Raw genomic sequence first — 19,956 nt, forward strand, 5'->3', positions numbered from 1 at the left:
AAGAGCAGGCCTCCGTTTATTCCGGCCTACTCTTTTGCTGTCAGATGTTCTTTAATGGCGTTCGCTATATTGTTAGGTATACCAAGTCGTGTAATATGATCAATTTCCGCATTCCGAATTTCATTTACCGATTTAAAATGGGTCAAAAGTAATCTTTTTCGCTTTTCGCCTACTCCCGGAATTTTATCCAGTTCCGACTGAAACAAACTTTTCCCTCTTAACTGTCGGTGAAATGAAATGGCAAACCGGTGTACCTCTTCCTGTATTCGCTGTACAAGGTAAAACTCCTGTGACTTTCTCGACAATGTCACAATCGCTGGCGGATCACCATATAACAATTCACTCGTTTTATGTTTATCATCTTTCGCAAGTCCGCACAATGGAATATCCAGCCCAAGTTCATTCTCAAGTACATCAAGTGCTGCACTCATCTGCCCCTTGCCTCCATCTACAATAATAAGATCCGGAAGCGGCAAATTTTCCTTCAGCACCCGTTTATACCTGCGCCGGACAACCTCACGCATTGTATCATAGTCATCAGGGCCTTCCACATTCTTTATTTTATATTTCCGGTATTCCTTTTTATTTGCTTTTCCGTCAGTAAATACAACCATTGCTGATACGGGATCTGTACCTTGGATATTAGAGTTATCAAATGCCTCGATACGATGTGGCGTCTCGATATGCAACATATCTCCGAGACCTTCCACTGCCTTGATTGTTCGTTCTTCATCCCGTTCAATAATGGAAAACTTCTCCTCAAGTGCGATGGTAGCATTTTTTCCGGCCAGCTCGACAAGTTCTTTTTTTCTCCCACGGAATGGTGTATGCACATCAATCTCCAGGAGCTCTTTCAGCAGATTTGTATCAGTTCCGATTGGGACAAGCAATTGCTTCGGTTTAATATGATGATGATGAAGATAAAACCGCCCAATAAAACTGATAAATGTATCTGTTGGATCATCAAAAAACGGAAAAATAGACACATCCCGTTCAATTAATTTGCCCTGTCTAATGAAGAATACCTGTACACACATCCAGCCTTTATCGTAAGCGAAACCAATAATATCACGATCCGTTTGATCATTTAAGGTCATTCGCTGCTGTTCCATTACAATTTCTATATGCTGGATTTGATCCCTCAATTCTTTTGCCCGTTCAAAATTCAAATCAGCACTTGCTTCATACATGTTCTTTTTTAATTTGCTTTTAATTTCTTTATGTCCTCCATGAAGGAAGGATGTAATACTATGAACGATTTCCTTATATGTCTGCTCGGAAGCCGGATTTTCACTGCATGCCAGACATTGTCCCATGTGATAATACAGGCAATATCTGCCGGGAGGATTGTTGCATTTCCGGAGCGGGTACAACCGGTCCAACAGCTTTTTCGTTTCCCTTGCAGCCAGCACATTCGGATAGGGACCGAAATATTTACCTTTATCTTTTTTGATTTTGCGGACAATCAGCAGCCTTGGATGCCGTTCCGAAGTAATTTTCAAATAAGGATATGACTTATCATCTTTTAAAAGCACATTGTATTTCGGATCATATTTTTTAATTAAATTCATTTCCAGAATAAGTGCTTCAATTTCCGATGTTGTGACAATATATTCAAAATCGGTTATTTCCTGGACAAGTCGTTGTGTTTTTTTATCATTTGCTACGGTAAAATATGACCTGACCCTGTTCCGGAGCATCTTTGATTTCCCCACATATATAACTGTTCCATGCCTGTCCTTCATCAAATAACATCCGGGCTGAGATGGGAGGACAGCCAGTTTCTCCCTTATTTGCTGACTCATGATCAACTCATCCTTTAACTAAAGATAATCCCTTGCTACATGTTGCAACAAGGGATTATTAACGTTCCATTATAGTATTATACACGTTGTTATGCATGTTTGTTAATTAAATCAACAAGAGCTTCTTTCGGCTGAAAACCAACAACTTGATCTACAACATTACCGTCTTTGAACAGCAACAAAGTCGGGATGCTCATTACCCCGAATTTACCGGCAGTTTCCTGATTTTCATCAACATCAAGCTTAACAATTTGTACTTTTTCGCCCATTTCACCATCGATTTCTTCCAAAACCGGGGCAATCATCTTGCAAGGTCCACACCATGGTGCCCAAAAATCAGCAAGGACAAGACCCTCAGCAGTTTCTTTAGTGAAATTTTGATCTGTCACATGTGCAATCGCCATTATCTATTCCTCCTCAATCAAGCTGACTTCTTTACTGAGTATATCATCGTTATTATATCCTCGCTAATAGTTTGCTTATACAAGAGGATGGGACAAAAGTGTTTTGAATTGCACTTTTTTCAATGATTCCCAGCCTCGCTTACCCTATTTCAGTTTTTTAATTTCTTCTGTCAGCTTAGGGACCACGTCAAAGATGTCTCCAACGATACCATAGTCGGCCACATTAAAAATATTGGCTTCCGGATCTTTGTTGATAGCCACAATCACTTTGGAATTTGACATTCCGGCAAGGTGCTGAATCGCGCCGGAGATTCCGCATGCGATATACAAATCCGGCGTAACCACTTTACCTGTTTGACCAATTTGCAACGAATAGTCACAGTATTCAGCGTCACATGCACCGCGGGAAGCACCAACCGCTCCTCCCAAAACATCGGCAAGTTCCTGCAGCGGTTTAAATCCATCCTCGCTTTTAACGCCTCGTCCGCCGGCAACAATAACATTTGCCTCGGATAAATCGACGCCTTCAGATGCTTTCTTAATCACATCTTTTATCACGGTACGAATGTCTGTAATATCAACATTCTTGGCAGAAACTTCTCCAGAACGTGAATCATCCCGCTCAAGGGGCTTAATGTTGTTTGGACGAATCGTTGCAAACGTCAGTCCGCTCGTAATTACTTTCTTCTCAAATGCCTTTCCGGAATAAATCGGTCTTGTAAAGACAACCTTCCCGTCATCAGTCGAGATTTCTGTAGCATCTGAAATAAGTCCTGTCTCCAATTTACTGGCAAGTTTCGGGGTCAAATCTTTTCCGATTGATGTATGTCCCATCACTAAGCCATCCGGGGATTCGTCTTCGATTACGCCCATTACAGCCTGTCCAAATCCGTCCGGTGTATATGTTTCCAGCTTATCGTCTGATACGGTCACAACACGGTCTGCACCGTAGTAAATCATTTCCTGACCTTGGCTGTTTAAATCACCGGATCCGCAAATAACACCGACAATTTCTCCATCAGAACTAACTGTTTTTGCTGCAGCAATTGCTTCAAATGTTACATTACGCAGGTCGTTTTCTCTTAATTCGCCTATAACTAATATTTTGTCACTCATGTCATTTCTCCTTTCCGTAGTAAAAGGTTACAGTACTTTCGATTCATCTTTAAGCAGGGATACAAGTTCCTTCACTTGTTCATCAACTTCACCTTCAAGAACCCGTCCTGCCTCTTTTTCAGGCGGCAGGAAAATATCCTCTGTTTTTGTTTTCGCTTCGACATCATCTTCGTCAAGATCCAGATCATCTATTTCCAATTCTTCAAGAGGCTTTTTCTTAGCCTTCATTATGCCCGGAAGTGATGGGTATCTTGGATCATTGAGCCCCTGCTGGCATGTGACCAGAAGTGGCAATGAAGTCTCGATTTTTTCGACATCACCTTCAACGTCTTTATCAATTTTGACCGCATCCCCATCAATTTCCAACGATGTAATAGTTGTAACAGATGGAATGCCGAGCGACTCAGCAAGACGCGGACCAACTTGACCGCTTGCTTCGTCAATTGCAACATTCCCCGCTAAAATTAAATCTGCTTCTTTATCTTCAAAATACGCTTCCAGAATTTTGGCTGTAGTGAATTGATCACCATCTTCCAAATCTTCTTCCGTGTTAATCAAAACAGCTTTATCAGCTCCCATTGCGAGAGCAGTACGAAGCTGCTTTTCAGAATCTTCATCTCCAACAGTAACAACAGTGACTTCACCGCCATGGGCATCCTTCTGCTTAATGGCTTCTTCAACCGCATATTCATCATACGGATTAATGATATATTCTGCACCATCATCTTCAATTTGGCCATTGGATACAGCAATTTTTTCTTCTGTATCGAATGTTTTCTTCAGCAATACATAAATGTTCATATGTGATATCCTCCTTCTATTTATCCTGGAAGTTAGGCTTACGTTTTTCGATAAATGCCTGAACGCCTTCTTTTGCATCTTCGGAACCGAATATTTTACCAAATGCTTCTGCCTCTTCCCGGACGCCGTCAGCAAACCGGGCAGTTTTGGCATACGGAATTAAATGCATAACATTATTGATAGTCGGCTTACTTTTGGCTGCAATTGCAGTTGCCAGTTTCATAGATTTTTCAACAAGTTCTTCCTCACTGACTGCATGATTCGCCAGTCCAAACTGATGTGCCTCGCCCCCGCTTATGGGCGTACCGGTTAATATCATTTCATAGGCTTTTGCTGTTCCTACATATCCCGGAAGACGCTGCGTACCGGCAAAGCCCGGAATGATGCCCAAAGTCAGTTCAGGAAGCCCCAATTTAGCATTTTCCGTAACAATTCTAATATGACAGGACATCGCCAACTCAAGCCCGCCGCCTAAAGCAGCACCATGGATAGCGGCAATGACAGGAATGGAGAAGTTCTCAACCCGGTCAAATAATCTCTGCCCCCGCTCTGACAGTGATTGATAATCACTGGCGTCCTGAAGCGAAGTAAATTCTTTAATATCTGCGCCTGCAGAGAAAAACTTGCCTTCCCCTTTTAATATCACCGCTTTTACATTGGTATCGTTTTCAATTTTGTCCAAGTGTTCGTTTAGATCTTTTAAAAGGCTTGTCGATAATGCATTGGCTGGCGGGCTTTGAATTGTCAGCAAAGCAACATTATCTTTTGTTTCATATGCAAGTGTCCCCAACTTGATCCTCCTCTATTTCTATTTATTGGAAAGGCCATGGATTACCATTCTGTGTACCTCAGGAGCCAATTCTAATAAATTATATTTCTGGTCTTGCATAACCCAGTTTGTTACGGTTTCGTCCAGGGTACCAAAAATCATTTGCCTTACAAGTGGAATGTTCAGATCACTACGGAAAGCCCTTTCATCCATGCCTTCTTTTATTATATCATCAATAACAGTCAAGTAGGGCTTTAAAATGTCATTTATCTTATAACGCAATTCACTGTTTGACTGTCTTAATTCCAATTGTGTGACAATCGCCAGGTGATGATTACTGGCAAGCTGGCTGAAATGCATCCGGATTAATGTAAGCAATTTTTCGTCGGTTTTTTCTTCTTTATTAATTTCCGCGGCAATCTGCTCGATAAACTGTCCCATTTTTTCCTTAAAGACAGATACAAGAATATCCTCTTTGTTTTTAAAATACAGATAGATGGTCCCGTCTGCAACCCCGGCTTTTTTTGCTATTTTGGATACTTGTGAAGCATGGTAGCCATTTTCGGCAATTACAACAACGGCAGCTTCTATTATTTGGTTATATTTCGGTTTGTTTTTCTTCATGACAATCTCCTTAGCGGCACCCCAGTCCGCAAAACTGAATGAATCATCATTCATATTTCATTGTACAAATACAATTCATTTCTGTCAATATAGATTGTACAACTATTGTACAAAAAACGAACCCGATGCTCAATTTGTGTTACTGTTTTGTTCCATCTTTTCTTTCTCTTCATCAACCAATTTTCTCCTTAGTATCTTACCAACAGCCGTTTTAGGAAGCTCTTCTCGAAATTCATAAATCCTTGGAACTTTAAACGCTGCCAGATTGTTTCTGCAGTATGCATTTAATTCCTTCTCTGTTACATCATGACCCGACTTAAGCACAACATATGCCTTTACCGTTTCACCACGGTACGCATCCGGCACACCAGCTACAACTGCCTCTTGAATTGCCTCATGCTCGTAAAGCACTTCCTCGACTTCTCTTGGGTAAATATTATATCCGCCGGCAATGATCATATCTTTTTTTCGGTCAACAATGTAAAAATATCCGTCTTCATCCATATAGCCCATGTCCCCGGTAAACATCCAGCCATCTTTCAGAACGTTGTCGGTTTCCTCCTGGTTTCCCCAGTATCCCTTCATCACTTGCGGGCCTTTTACTGCAACTTCCCCGACTTCACCGATTTCCGCTTCCTGATTCGTATCCATATTGAAGATTTTACTATCGGTATCCGGCCATGGGACCCCAATACTTCCGTTAACACGTTCAGCCCAAACAAAATTGGCATGTGTTACAGGTGATGTTTCTGTCAACCCGTACCCCTCCACCAATCGTCCGCCGGTAACTTTTTCAAACTGTTCCTGGACTTCAGCCGGTAATGGTGCGGAGCCGCTGATACAAGCTTCAATGGAGGATAAATCATACTTTTTTAAGTCCGGATGATTAAGCAATCCGATATAAATCGTTGGTGCCCCAGGAAAAATAGTCGGTTTTTGCTTTTGAATGGTTTTTAACATTTCTTTCGCATCAAACTTTGGAAGGAGAACCATTTTTGAACCATATATCATCGACATATTCATAACAGTTGTCATGCCATACACATGAAAAAACGGCAATACCCCCATTACAATTTGTTCCGCCGGATCCAGCTTATGCAGCCATGCTTTGCACATTTGAACATTTGCAACAAGATTACGATGTGTCAGCATAACACCTTTTGGATGGCCAGTTGTGCCCCCGGTATATTGCAATAATGCCAGGTCCTCCATTGGATCCTGTTCGACGGGCTGATAATTTCCATCCGCTTGTTCCATGATATTTTTCCAAATGTGGGTGTCATCCGTTTCTTCCGGTTTTACAACCATTTTATATTGCCTTTTTTGGATAAACGGATATACCATGTTTTTCGGAAATGGCAAATAATCTTTTATCCCTGTAACAAGGATATGGTTCAAATTTGTATTATTTCTAATGTTTGTAACCCGCGGAAGTAAAATATCCAGGCAGACAATAAATGTTGCGCCGGAATCTTTTAACTGGTATTCGAGTTCTCGCTCTTTATAGAGCGGGTTCGTTTGTACCACCGTACCTCCCGCCATCAGTGTTCCGTAATAGCTGATAACACCTTGAGGACAATTCGGGAGCATTACTGCAACACGATCTCCTTTTTTAAGGCCAAGGGATTGTAAATAGCCTGCCATTTTTTTGGACGCGGCAAATACTTCGGAAAATGTCATTTCCTTACCCATAAAATGAAGCGCCTTCTTTTCCGGGTTTTCTTCAGCAAGATTCGCTAAATAACCATGCAGCGGTTTATCATCATATGTTAATGAAACCGCAATATCTTCAGGATAATGATTGTGCCAAGGTTTTCTCTCCATGTTACTCCTCCTCCTTGTTCCTTCATATATCCATTATAGCGATTAATTAGTATTTTTTGAAATCTTACCTGTCATTTTTCGATAATCTTTTCAGTGAAGGATTACTTCCAATAACCTATATTAAATATATGATGCCCACAATTACAAAAATGACCGCAACAGCCATTAATATTTTGGCTAACGTTTCCATTGTATTCTCCCCTTATCCAATGCTGGCTCCGATTACAAATGATAATCCGATTGAAATCATCATGGAAATGAAGCCGACAGCTCTATTGTCCCGACCAATCTCTTTATCCACATCAATTGTTGGTGTTAAAAACTCAAATATAAAATAACCAAGCAGCAATAAAACAAAACCGAATACACCCCATCCGATACTTTGCATTAATGTGTCATTGTGCTCAATGGAATACCGGAAAATGGTAGCAATTCCAAAGATCTTTCCCCCTGTTGCCAATGCTACAGCAATATTTCCCCGTCGAATTTCCAACCAATTTTTATAAGATGTTACAAGTTCAAAAACGGACAAAAAAACAATTGTACACAATATGACAACACTGTACCTTGCTGCAATTTCCACAAAAACATTCTCCCAGAACCCGGTCATGAACAGGTTTCCCCCTTCCCGGTCAACTTAGCTTTAATATCGTCGCACCGCTTCCGCCTTCGCCCATGGAACCAGACCTGGCATCAGCAATTCGCGGGTGTTTTTTAGCGAATTGATTGACACCTTTTCGCAATGCTCCTGTTCCCTTACCATGTATGATCGACACTTGCGGATAACCTGCAAGCAATGCATCATCGATATATTTCTCCAGTTTAAGAAGTGCATCTTCGTACCGTTCCCCTCTTAAATCAAGTTCCGTTTTTACGTGATAATTTGAACCTTTTACAGTTGCAAGCGGTTTTTCCGATACACTGCTCTTTTTACTGATCAGTTGTAATTCATCCCGTTTCACTTTAACTTTCATAATTCCAACCTGAACATAGTACTCGTTTTCACTGATTTTTTCCAAAACAGTTCCATTCTGATTGACTGATAATAATTTAATCTCGTCACCAGTCTGCAATTGTTGTTTTGCTTCTTTCTTCTGTCCTTTTTTGGCCGGCATCTTTTTCGTTAGATCAGGTTGTGCTTCATCAAGCATTTTTTTGGCTTCAATCCATTCATGTTCTTTTAATTCCGCTCCTGATTTCATGTTTCTAATTTCATCAACAATCGCTTCTGCTTCTTCGCGGGCATTTTGTAAAGCCTTATTTGCCTTATCCTCCGCCTTTTTATATAGATTTTCCCGTTTATCCTCAAATTGCTTCCATTCTTTTAAGAGGTCATCCCGCAATTTTTCACTTTCCTGCAAAATATTGTGTGCTTCCTCATAATCGGTCTCTGCCTGCCGGTGCGATTGTTCCAAAGAAGCGATCATATTCTCCACACTTTTGGAGTCCATGCCAATGTGATTCTTCGCCTGATCAATAATGTTATCCTGCAATCCAAGACGCTTGGATATTTCAAACGCATTACTTCTTCCCGGAACCCCTATCAGAAGACGGTATGTGGGCTGCAGCGTTCTTACATCAAATTCTACGGAAGCATTGACAACTTCTTCACGATTATAACCGTAAGCTTTCAATTCCGGATAATGCGTTGTAGCTACTACACGCGCTCCACGTGAGACAACATCGTCCAAAATTGACATGGCAAGTGCAGCACCTTCCTGCGGGTCTGTGCCTGCACCAAGTTCATCAAATAATACGAGTGACTTATGGTTAACCTGCTTCAATATGGAGACAATGTTGGTCATATGTGAAGAAAAAGTACTTAAGTTCTGTTCAATGGACTGCTCATCACCAATATCCGCATAAACATCTTCAAAAACAGCCATTTCACAACCGTCAAATGCAGGCACACGTAATCCGGACTGAGCCATCAATGTGCACAAACCAATCAACTTTAATGTTACCGTTTTTCCTCCGGTGTTTGGTCCGGTAATGACAATTGCTGTATAATTATCTCCCAGTTCAATATCATTCGCCACTACTTCATCATGATCAATTAAAGGATGTCTCGCTTGTTTCATCCTAATGATTCCTTTATTATTAATAGCCGGTTTGGCAGCTTTCATTTGCATACCCAATTTCGCGCGCGCGGAAATAAAATCAATCTTTGCAAGCACTGAAACATTTTCAGTTAATAGGGCCTCATTTTCGGCAATATGATTCGTTAATTCACGAAGAATCCGGACAATTTCCTGCTGCTCTTTTACCTTTGATTCCTGCAGCTGATTATTTATATCAACAACCGCTTTCGGTTCCATAAACAGCGTAGCACCTGATGCAGACTGATCATGAACAATACCTCCGATTGTCCCGCGATATTCGGCTTTAACCGGAAGTACATACCGGTCATTCCGGATTGTGATAATGGCGTCGGAAAGCATACTCGTATTCGATTTTGTATAGCCGTCTAGTTTATCCCGTACTCTGCTTTCAAACGTTTTAATGGAAGACCGTATACCTTTCAGCTTTACGGAGGCACTGTCCATCATATTACCGTTATCATCAATACATGAACTGATATGATTTTCAAGATTCCGCATTGGTTCAATACGCTGTACAAGGGACTGTAATATCGGAAGGTCTTCTTCTTCCATTTTGATCATGAAATTTTTAACCTGTCTTCCAGCATACAGTGTGGTAGCAATGTCCAGACATTCATTTGTATTCAATACACCGCCGATAACGCTTCGCTTAATACTGGGACGGATATCCTTTATCCCGCCCAATGGAATCGAAGCGTTCAAACGATATATTTGGCTTGCTTCATCTGTTTCAGACTGCAGTTCGACCACTTTATCCATTTCAGTTTCAGGTTTCAATACCAAGCAGTAGTCCTTGCCAATCGTTGTTGCTGCCTGAGCAGCTAATTGTTCAGTTATTTTATTGAATTCGAGTACCTGAAGAATTCTTCCATTCATAAAACTTGCTCCTTTGATGTATCTAGTTACTTGTTACGATTCATAAATTCAATTAGTTTCGCTTTTGGCCAGGTGTTTATGACAGTATTTTTCTCAATCCAGCCTCTTCTTGCTGCACCTGTGCCGTATTTCATATGTTCCAGCATTAAATAATCATGAGCATCCGTATTAATGGCAATAGTCACTCCTGCCTCCTGCGCTTTACGCACCCATTCACTTGCAAGATCCAGCCGGTTTGGATTGGCATTCAGTTCCAATGCTGTATTTGTTTCTTTGGCACGTTCAATCAATTTTTCCACATTCACCCGATAACCTTCACGACGCCCAATCAACCTGCCTGTCGGATGAGCAATCAGCGATACATACGGATTATCAAGTGCCGTATATAATCGGTACATAATCTTTTCCTCTGACTGATTAAAAGCGGAATGAATAGCACCGATCACAAAATCCATTTCCTTTAGAAAATCATCTTCAAAGTTCAAGCTTCCGTCAGGTAAAATATCCATTTCAACACCAGCAAAAATATGAATATCATCAAACTTTTCATTTAGCCGATTAATTTCCTCGCGTTGTTTACGGAGTCTGGTTTCATTTAAACCATTCGCAACCTGAAGGAATTTGGAGTGATCCGTTATACAGATGTATTCGTATTGCTTCTCCCTTGCACGATTAACCATTTCTTCCAGTGATTGTGCTCCATCACTCCAAGTCGTATGCATGTGCAAATCACCACGAATATCCGTTAATTCGAGCAGTGGCGGTGTTTTATCCAGGAAGTGTTCCAGTTCACCGGTATTTTCACGAACTTCTGGCGGAATGTATTGCAGTCCAAAATGATGGAAGAACTGCTTCTCATTTTCAAATGTTAATGTTTCACCAGTTTCCTCCACTTCCACTCCGTATTCGTTAATTTTTTCCCCATTGGACTTTGCCAATTGCCGCATCGCAACATTATGATCTTTCGAACCGGTGAAATGATGAAGTGTCGATGCAAATTCATCCGGGGCAACGATTCGAAAATCAACATTAACGTCGTACGCCTCATTAAGTGTCACGGATACTTTAGTATCTCCTTTGGCAATAACTTCTTTAATATTATCAAATTTTAACAGACTGTCCCTGACCTCAGATGGATTGTCGGAAGATACAATAAAGTCAATATCTTTTATTGTTTCCCTCATCCTTCGTAAGCTTCCGGCTCTTGAAAAGTCCGTTATAGAAGGTATATCCTGCAAAAATGCCTCGATTCGTTCTGCAATCGGCAGAATAGTGGCGATCGGCAGTCGCTCTGGGCGCTTATTGGCATTTTCCAATGCGGCCCCTATTTTTTCCGCTGATTTCTTTCCGAATCCTGCAAGCTGCTCCACTTTTCCTTCATCAACTGCTTTTCGAAGAGATGCCGCATCTGTTACACCAAGGTCCTGAAACAATTTTGCCAGTTTCTTACCGCCAAGTCCGGGCAAATCCAATAGTGGAATCAGGCCCTTTGGCACTTCTTTCTCCAGCTGTGATAATGTCTCGGATGTTCCATTTTGAATGTATTCTTGAATGACTGCAGCGGTTCCTTTACCAATTCCTTTTATTTTCGTGAAATCCTCAATATGTGTTAATGAACGATCATCCCGTTCCAATGCCTGGGCGGCTTTGCGATAAGCAGAAATCTTAAAAGGATTTTCACCTTTCAGCTCAAGATAAGTTGCTATTTTTTCAAGCAATTTAATAACATCTTTTTTATTTATTTCCATCATCCATCACCTGCAATTTTTTTAAATACTGTTTTCCAAACTCAAACTTTATAAACTGTGTCACAGAAAAAATTAACCAATTGATAATCGGATTTCCGATCCAGGCGACATCTGCTCTAGCTAAAACTTTCGCAGTGTCTTCTTTACCGCGGCCAAGTGATCGGGCCTTCTCAGCTTGTTCTTCCCGCAGGAGTCTCGCATAATCCAATGACTGGTTAAGGTTGTTTCGGGAATCTGCTTTACCCATTTAAATCACTTCTATAATAGATTAAAGAATTTATTCCCAGCGCAGGAAATACACGAAGACTCCTGCGGGAAAGCGAAGTGTATTTCCGGGGCGATGCAATCGCACTCTACTTTTTCCCACTGTATTAAGGTGCAAATATCGATATCCTTTTCGAAAAGAGGTATCTTATAACAAAAGACTGATTCATTAATAGTTATCTTCATTGTACATGACATACAATAAAAATCCCTAATTAATTGAACCAGTCTTCGTTGCCTGTCAGCCTTTTAATAATTTCTCTGTCTGTGTAAACCAAAGCTCTTTTACTTGTTCTGATAAAAATGGCGTGTACTCGATAATAAACAGTGCTATGGAGGAATCATTTATCCATTCCTGCACTTGTGCCAGCGGTGTCAATGCCAGAATATATAAGATAATAAAAATCAACAGATAGATTTCAACAAATCCAAGTACAGCACCTAATAGTTTATTTACAGAGTTTAAAACAGGCAAATCCGCAACGAAATCGAGCATTGATGCAATAATTTGCAGGATGATTTTTACTGCAAAAAATATAATCGCAAATGCTACAGCATTATAAAACGCCCCTTCCAGCGGCAATGATTCAAGAAAATCAGCCCAGGCACTGCTATCAGCCAGTTCAGGGTATGGAATCCATAATGCCAATCGTTCTGAAAGGTCATCATAATAAAATGCTGCCACCAAAAAAGCAGTAATAAATCCAATCAGATGAAATGCTTGCAGGATAAATCCCCGCTTTAAACCCATTAAAAAACCAAAAATCAGTAAAATTAGTATTAATATATCTACCATTCTTTATTTATCCTCTTTCTTATTTATTGATCCCAGCAAAGAAGCATATTCTTCCTTCAGCTTCATATATTCATTCATTGTATTGACTGCTGTTAAAACAGCCAGTTCACTTGTATTCAATTGCTGGTTTGCATCATGAATGTCACGCATTTTTTGATCAACCAAACTTGCAACAAAACGTACATGCTGCGCATTTTCTTTTCCCATAATGGTATATGGCTTATTATATATTTCGACCGTTACACGTGTTTTATCGTTCTGGGCCACATGGATACCCCCTCAAAAATAGTTCACTTTATATTAACACAAACAGAAGCATACGGGAAACTCCTGCCTCTTTCAATCATATATTTCAATTCTGTTTCCTGTCTGCTATAGTAAATAGAAGAAATTAATGGAGGATTGTCATGCCACAGTTAGTAAATCGATATTCATCTTTGACCATTGGAAAAATGCAGCAACATTATACCGCTTGCATGCAGGAGCCGCCGCAAGGGGCAATTTTTAGAGCAAAGACCGGTAATGCAGTCATTACTGCATACAAATCGGGGAAGGTCGTGTTTCAGGGCAAGAACCCGGAAACAGAAGCTGACAGATGGACACCGGAGCAAAACGGGCAGAAAAAAACGGGGTCTAAAACTTTCGAGACTTCACCGTATGCTCCACCGGAAACACTTTTCACAAGCAGTCATATCGGATCCGATGAAGCCGGGACAGGGGATTATTTCGGTCCCATTACTACTGCAGCGGCTTTTGTCAAACAGGATCAGCTGGAATTGCTTAAAGAACTGGGTGTTCAGGATTCGAAAAATCTTTCGGATACAACGATTCGTAAAATCGCAACAAATTTGATGCATCTTGATCTTCCTTATTCACTTCTGGTGTTACATAATAAAAAATATAATACATTGCAAAAAAAAGGTTGGAGCCAGGGGAAAATGAAGGCGATGCTCCACCATCATGCCATCAGCAAGCTGCAACAAAAAATTAGCACAGCACCGTTAGACGGTATATTAATCGACCAGTTCTGTGAACCGCACATATACAAAAAACACATCGCATCGGAACAGCAGGAAATGGCTGAAAACACGTACTTTATGACGAAAGCGGAGGGCAGTTCACTCGCTGTTGCTGCTGGGTCCATCATTGCGAGGGCAAGCTTTTTGAATGAAATGGATAATTTGTCCAATCGGGTTGGGTTCACTTTGCCCAAAGGCGCTTCGAAAAAAGTCGATGTGACGATTGCAAGAATTATTAAAGCAAAGGGAAGAAACGTGTTAAACACTTGTGCCAAAACACACTTTGCCAACACAAAAAAAGCTGCACAGTATATGTAAGCGTGCTGGGATCGAAATTATTCGTTTAAAAACCAGGCTGGGACATATCAAAAAGTGTAATTCAAAAGCCGAACAATTTGGCGATCAGCGAAGGAAATATACGTTCGGGATTATAATTGTGAACATTATCATATTGATTGTGAACTTTAGCATTTTGAGCATGAACTTTATCATTTCAGCTTTCAACTATAGCGAAAACGCCTTCCGCTTTATCATTTCGGTGCGGCCCGCAAAAAAACTAAAAACTGCCCGCTCCCCTATCAGGAAGCGGACAGTCACACAACTGCCGAACAATCTGTCCCAGCCCGTTTTCACTTATGACCTGACGTATGCATCAAATTTATCATTTACCTTTCCTACAATTTCCTGATACGATGCCTCGACCTCTTCATCTTTTAATGTTTTTTCCGGATCCTGGTACAGCAGACTGATAGCAATTGACTTTTTACCATCTTCCAGGTGCTCGCCTTTGTATACATCAAAAATGTGTACATCCTGTACGAGCGGCGCACCGGTTTCTTCAATCTGCTTTTTAATGTCCCCTGCTCGTACATCCTCATCAACAATAAATGCGATATCCCTTGAGACAGATGGATATTTCGGAATTGGTTTATAGCTGTTGGAGCCGCTGTATACTTCCAACACATAATCCATGTCAATGTCAAAAATATATGTTTCCTTGATGTCCAAGTCCTTTTCCAATTTTGGATGAACTTGCCCCAGGTATCCTGCTGTTTTATTGTTAATCATAATAACGGCACATCTTCCGGGATGGAGTTCAGGCAATTCAGCCTGCACATAGTCTGCTTCGATTCCCAGGAAATCAAATAAACCTTCCAAGATTCCTTTTACCAAATAGAAATCCACGTGCTTTTTCTCCTGCTGCCAAAGATGTACTAACCAGTTACCTGTCAATACACCTGATGCTCTAAGCTTTTCTTCCGGCTGCTGTGTCAGATTTTCTTCAGCGGAAATAAATATGTTACCAAGCTCATAATATGCAAGGTCCATCTGATTTCTTGCCTGGTTATAAGATACTGTTTGCAGTAATTCAGGAATCAAACTCAACCTTAAGGATTTATGATCCTCCGTCATCGGCATGGATAAATGAACAGGCTTCGGATTTTTTTCGGATATTTCCGGACTGAGAAACTTCGTAACCAGTTCATCTTTCGTCAAGGAATAGGTAATAGTTTCCATTAATCCGGCTCCTTGCAGATAACCTTTAATTTCCCGTTTTAATTGTTGGTAATGTGTAAGCCCTCCAGCTTGTGAAGATCCTTTTGGCAATGTAAATGGCAAATTGTCATATCCATAAATTCGTGCAGCTTCTTCCAACATATCCTCAAAAATAGTAATATCCCCGCGCCGTGTTGGGATTGTTACTGAAAATTCTTCTGCCTGTTGCTCAAATGAAAACTGCAATCTGTTTAATATGTCACCAATTTCTTCGTTTCGTATCGCTGTCCCAAGCCGTTTGTTGATTTCATTTGTATTGATTTCAACAATTTTTTCAGAACGGTCCAACTTATCAAATGTTGCTGGCTCAGCCAATACTGTACCACCGGCATATTTCTGCATCAGATGTGCTGCCCGCATTCCTGCTCTGGCGACACGGTTCGGGTCTACTCCTTTTTCAAATCGAGTACTCGATTCACTGCGCAAACCGGTATCTTTGACTGTTTTCCTGACAGATGATGGGTTGAAGTATGCTGCTTCAAGCAATACCGTTTTTGTATCCGCATTAACCTCTGTGTTGGCGCCGCCCATTACACCTGCCAAAGCAACCGGTTCTTTACCATTTGTAATTAGCAAGTGATCGGCTGACAGATTTCGTTCAACATCATCAAGTGTAACCATTTTTTCATCTTGTTTGGCACGTCGCACAACAATTTTATCCGAATTCAATAAATCATAATCAAATGCATGAAGCGGTTGACCATATTCCAATAGAACATAGTTTGTAATATCCACTACATTATTGATTGGCCGTATTCCTGCAGCTATCAATGCATTGCGCATCCATAGCGGGGACTTCCCAACCTCTAAATCCTTAATAATGACTGCACCGTAATACGGATTCAATTCCGGGTTTTCCACTTCAACTGATACATGGTCAGTTGCTTTTTCCTCACTGAAATTCACTGTTTCATCCGGCAGCATAATGTCCTGATTCAAAATAGCTGCTACTTCATATGCAACACCGAGCATACTTAAACAATCGGCACGGTTCGGAGTCAGGTCAAATTCCAAAACAGCATCATTAAGGTTTAACAAGGGTTCAACATCTTCGCCAATTTCTACATCATCAGGAAATACGAATATTCCATCTGCAACATCTTTCGGCACATATTTTTCTTCAATCCCCAACTCCTGTAATGAACAAATCATGCCGTTGGATTCAATCCCCCGCAATTTCACTTTCTTAATTTTAAAATTACCTGGTAAAACAGCGCCTGGTCTGGCTACTGCCACCTTTTGCCCCTGACTGATGTTCGGTGCCCCGCAAATAATTTGTAATGTCTCATCACCAACATCAACCTGGCATAAATTCAGCTTATCCGCATTTGGATGCCTCTCGCACGATTTCACATAACCTGTCACAACGTTTTTACTCTCGTCGGCAATATATTCGATGCCATCAACTTCAATTCCGGTTTTAGTGATTTTTTCAGCCAGTTCTTCAGGTGTAATATCCCCAATATCAACATATCTTTTAAGCCAATTTATTGAAACTAACATTACAGGATCCCTCCTTTTGCGTGATGATACTGACGTAAGAATCGCTTATCATTTGTATAGAATTGACGGATATCATCGATGCCGTATTTCAGCATTGCAATCCGATCCGGCCCCATTCCGAATGCAAATCCGGTATATACTTCGGGGTCATACCCGGCCATTTTCAACACACGCGGGTGAACCATGCCTGCACCAAGAATCTCAATCCAACCGGTTTTTTTACAGACTGAGCACCCTGCTCCATTACAAACTTTACAGGATATATCCATTTCCACGGAAGGTTCTGTAAAAGGGAAAAAGCTTGGGCGCAATCTGATTTTCCGGTCCTGTCCGAACATTTTTTTAGCAAATTTATCAAGGATCCCTTTCAGATCGCTCATCCGAACATCCTTATCCACATATAGCCCTTCAATCTGCGTGAATTGATGGGAGTGTGTTGCATCATCCGTATCACGTCGGTAAACTTTACCGGGACAAATCATTTTCACAGCTTGTGTTCCTTTGTATTGATTCATTGTTCTGGCCTGGACGGGTGATGTATGTGTTCGTAACAACAATTCATTAGTTATATAAAATGTATCCTGCATATCACGGGCTGGATGGTTTTTCGGAAGGTTCAACGCTTCGAAGTTGTAATAGTCCGTTTCCACTTCCGGTCCTTCCTTAATTTCAAAGCCCATTCCAATGAATAAATCTTCAATTTCTTCAATGATACTCGTCAGCAAATGCGGTCCGCCAAATTGAACCGGCCGACCCGGCAATGTGACATCAATTGCTTCTTTTTTCAATTGCTCTTCCATGGCCTGTTCCTCAAGAACATTACTTTTCTGATCAATTTCTGCACTAATGGTTTCTCTGACTTTATTGGCTAATTCACCAACTACAGGGCGCTCCTCTTTGGACAGTTTGCCCATTCCTCTCAGGACGCTTGTTAAGGATCCCTTTTTTCCCAAAACCGCCACCTTAATATCCTGAAGTTCTTTCGATGTGTAAGCATTTTGGATTTTTTCCAAAGTTTCCACCTGAATGGAATTTAACTCATCCTTCATCAATATTCCTCCTTCAAAAATAAGTTCTTGCAACTGTTTGCTTTGTTTCAGCCATACAGATCAATTCGTTTAAAAAGAGCAGAAAATATAAAAAACCCCGCCCCCTTTAAAAAAAGGGACGAGGTTGTCTTTTCGCGGTACCACCCTAGTTGACACAAAATGTGCCCGGCTCTTTGTGATAACGGGATATTACCCGGAACACCTTTACTTGCTTTCACAAGGTCCCAGTGTCAGCTCCAGGGTGAATTGCAATAATCTTACCGGCAGAAATGTTCTCAGTCCATGACATCTCTTCCCTTTGCCGGTTTCACGAATTATCGCTTGCCCTTTCGTCGCATGTATGATTCATGTTAAATCAATTATCATCTTCTAATATAATACATTAATATCCCCGCTGCAACACTAACGTTTAATGATTCCGCTTTCCCATATATTGGGATATGGACGGTTGAATCGGTCAGATGTAAAATTTCACTCTGGATTCCGGCACCTTCATTACCAACAATTAATGCTGTTTTTTCGGGGACGGAAACTGTTTCAAAGGATACTGCATTGTTTAACGCGGAAGCCCATACTTCAAATCCTTGCTTTTTCAGCTTCGGTATTTCATGTACAATATTTATATGGAATACCGGCAAATGAAAGATGGATCCTTGTGTTGATCGTATTACTTTATTATTGTATGGGTCAACTGTACCCTCGCCTAGAATAACAGCATCAAAGCCAGCCGCATCTGCAGTCCTGATAATTGTTCCCAGATTCCCGGGATCTTGAATTGCATCAACTAAAAGAACGGACTTTTCTTCGCTTCGATCCATTTTTTTCATTTCGACAACCGCGGCAATTCCCTGCGGTGTTTCCGTATAGGATACATGCCGAAAGACTTCGGGACTTACATATTCAGTAATTTGATGACACCATTCCGGAACACCTGCTTCTTTCACTGCAATTACTTCAACTATTTTCCAGTTGCTTTTGTATGCTTCGTCAATCAGATGATGCCCCTCTATAAAAAATGTGCCCGTCTTTTCCCTTTCTTTGCGTCTGCCCAACTTTTTCCACTGTTTGACTTTGCTATTTTGAACTGACGTTATCATATCATTCATTCCTTACAGTTATTTATTTTATTATCATACATATTTCCTGCAGCATCGGTCAAACTATCCTTAGTATAAATAATTGTGTGAGGTGTTCAAAATGGATTTGAATTTACGAAAAGCAATTGTTTCCAACATTGCTTCCAACGATCAGGAACAACTTGAAGCAACTATTGTTGATGCAATTGAAAAGGGTGAAGAAAAAATGCTTCCGGGTCTCGGCGTGCTGTTTGAACTAATTTGGCAGCAATCTGGTGAAAAAGATAAACAAGAAATGGTTGATTCGCTGGAACAAGGTGTCAAACAGGCATCCGCAAAGGATTAATTACTAATAAAACCTTACCTATTTGAAAAGATAGATGCATTTTATTCGGCATCTGTCTTTTTTTATTTTTCCCTCTTTAAAAATGAATCCAATGGCCTAACTTTTCACTTCGGATTCGTTCCTGTTACAGTTCATTTGTGTTTTTCAGATAAAAAATGAATCTAAAGAACTAGCAATCTTTCGACTAAACTTAACACTATATGACTATAATTTTAGTAAATGGTATATAATGGATTTATATCGTTGTTATTAAGAATGCGTCTTAATAATACATATG

General features: G+C 40.6%; 18 protein-coding genes. 2 read left to right on the forward strand and 16 right to left on the reverse strand.

Features of this window, described 5'->3' with window-relative positions; all coding sequences use genetic code 11:
- Positions 1–26: 26 nt before the first annotated feature.
- The 13 genes from uvrC to zapA all read right to left on the reverse strand — a co-directional run bounded on the left by uvrC (position 27) and on the right by zapA (position 13,396).
- Positions 27–1,805 (reverse strand): excinuclease ABC subunit UvrC, encoded by a 1,779-nt coding sequence (gene uvrC, locus B1K71_RS12240; RefSeq protein WP_077327298.1) that lies wholly within the window; start codon positions 1,803–1,805, stop codon positions 27–29.
- An 89-nt stretch (positions 1,806–1,894) separates the two neighbouring features.
- Complete coding sequence (gene trxA / locus B1K71_RS12245; protein WP_077327300.1) at positions 1,895–2,209, reverse strand: thioredoxin; 315 nt, start codon at positions 2,207–2,209, stop codon at positions 1,895–1,897.
- 144 nt (positions 2,210–2,353) lie between these two features.
- Positions 2,354–3,325 carry an electron transfer flavoprotein subunit alpha/FixB family protein gene (locus B1K71_RS12250; protein ID WP_077327302.1) on the reverse strand — a complete coding sequence of 324 codons (972 nt, stop codon included), beginning with the start codon at positions 3,323–3,325 and terminating at the stop codon, positions 2,354–2,356.
- 27 nt (positions 3,326–3,352) lie between these two features.
- Positions 3,353–4,126, reverse strand: a complete 774-nt coding sequence (locus B1K71_RS12255) for an electron transfer flavoprotein subunit beta/FixA family protein (RefSeq protein WP_077327304.1) — start codon at positions 4,124–4,126, stop codon at positions 3,353–3,355.
- A 16-nt stretch (positions 4,127–4,142) separates the two neighbouring features.
- A complete protein-coding gene (locus B1K71_RS12260; RefSeq protein ID WP_077327306.1) occupies positions 4,143–4,916 on the reverse strand; it encodes an enoyl-CoA hydratase in 774 nt (257 codons plus the stop codon).
- 18 nt (positions 4,917–4,934) lie between these two features.
- Positions 4,935–5,519 carry a TetR/AcrR family transcriptional regulator gene (locus B1K71_RS12265; RefSeq protein WP_077327309.1) on the reverse strand — a complete coding sequence of 195 codons (585 nt, stop codon included), beginning with the start codon at positions 5,517–5,519 and terminating at the stop codon, positions 4,935–4,937.
- A gap of 129 nt (positions 5,520–5,648) precedes the next feature.
- The gene (locus B1K71_RS12270) at positions 5,649–7,343 is read right to left on the reverse strand and encodes a long-chain-fatty-acid--CoA ligase (RefSeq protein ID WP_077327312.1); all 1,695 of its coding nucleotides are present in this window, start codon (positions 7,341–7,343) and stop codon (positions 5,649–5,651) included.
- A gap of 202 nt (positions 7,344–7,545) precedes the next feature.
- Complete coding sequence (locus B1K71_RS12275) at positions 7,546–7,953, reverse strand: DUF350 domain-containing protein (RefSeq protein WP_077327316.1); 408 nt, start codon at positions 7,951–7,953, stop codon at positions 7,546–7,548.
- 22 nt (positions 7,954–7,975) lie between these two features.
- Positions 7,976–10,321 (reverse strand): endonuclease MutS2, encoded by a 2,346-nt coding sequence (locus B1K71_RS12280; RefSeq protein ID WP_077327320.1) that lies wholly within the window; start codon positions 10,319–10,321, stop codon positions 7,976–7,978.
- A 26-nt stretch (positions 10,322–10,347) separates the two neighbouring features.
- Positions 10,348–12,069, reverse strand: a complete 1,722-nt coding sequence (gene polX / locus B1K71_RS12285; protein ID WP_077327324.1) for a DNA polymerase/3'-5' exonuclease PolX — start codon at positions 12,067–12,069, stop codon at positions 10,348–10,350.
- Positions 12,056–12,316, reverse strand: a complete 261-nt coding sequence (locus B1K71_RS12290; RefSeq protein ID WP_077327327.1) for a hypothetical protein — start codon at positions 12,314–12,316, stop codon at positions 12,056–12,058. The genes polX and B1K71_RS12290 overlap by 14 nt, the downstream gene beginning before the upstream one ends.
- 258 nt (positions 12,317–12,574) lie before the next feature.
- The gene (locus tag B1K71_RS12295; RefSeq protein ID WP_077327330.1) at positions 12,575–13,129 is read right to left on the reverse strand and encodes a CvpA family protein; all 555 of its coding nucleotides are present in this window, start codon (positions 13,127–13,129) and stop codon (positions 12,575–12,577) included.
- A gap of 3 nt (positions 13,130–13,132) precedes the next feature.
- The gene (gene zapA / locus B1K71_RS12300) at positions 13,133–13,396 is read right to left on the reverse strand and encodes a cell division protein ZapA (RefSeq protein WP_077327333.1); all 264 of its coding nucleotides are present in this window, start codon (positions 13,394–13,396) and stop codon (positions 13,133–13,135) included.
- 140 nt (positions 13,397–13,536) lie between these two features.
- On the opposite strand from zapA, the gene rnhC reads away from it, so the two are divergent.
- The gene (gene rnhC, locus B1K71_RS12305) at positions 13,537–14,466 is read left to right on the forward strand and encodes a ribonuclease HIII (protein WP_077327336.1); all 930 of its coding nucleotides are present in this window, start codon (positions 13,537–13,539) and stop codon (positions 14,464–14,466) included.
- A gap of 315 nt (positions 14,467–14,781) precedes the next feature.
- Here the strand turns inward: rnhC and pheT are convergent, their stop codons facing one another.
- The 3 genes from pheT to B1K71_RS12325 form a co-directional block, all read right to left on the reverse strand.
- Entirely contained in the window at positions 14,782–17,208 is a 2,427-nt protein-coding gene (gene pheT / locus B1K71_RS12315; protein WP_077327343.1) for a phenylalanine--tRNA ligase subunit beta, read from the reverse strand.
- Positions 17,208–18,257, reverse strand: a complete 1,050-nt coding sequence (pheS, locus tag B1K71_RS12320; RefSeq protein WP_077327346.1) for a phenylalanine--tRNA ligase subunit alpha — start codon at positions 18,255–18,257, stop codon at positions 17,208–17,210. Before pheS ends, pheT begins: the two co-directional genes overlap by 1 nt.
- Before the next feature lie 362 nt (positions 18,258–18,619).
- Positions 18,620–19,354 carry a TrmH family RNA methyltransferase gene (locus tag B1K71_RS12325; RefSeq protein ID WP_077327349.1) on the reverse strand — a complete coding sequence of 245 codons (735 nt, stop codon included), beginning with the start codon at positions 19,352–19,354 and terminating at the stop codon, positions 18,620–18,622.
- Between the two features lie 100 nt (positions 19,355–19,454).
- On the opposite strand from B1K71_RS12325, the gene sspI reads away from it, so the two are divergent.
- Positions 19,455–19,679, forward strand: a complete 225-nt coding sequence (sspI, locus tag B1K71_RS12330; RefSeq protein ID WP_077327352.1) for a small acid-soluble spore protein SspI — start codon at positions 19,455–19,457, stop codon at positions 19,677–19,679.
- Positions 19,680–19,956 lie beyond the last annotated feature (277 nt).

It is taken from the genome of Virgibacillus siamensis (assembly GCF_900162695.1).
GTDB classification, from domain to species: Bacteria; Bacillota; Bacilli; order Bacillales; family Amphibacillaceae; genus Lentibacillus; species Lentibacillus siamensis_A.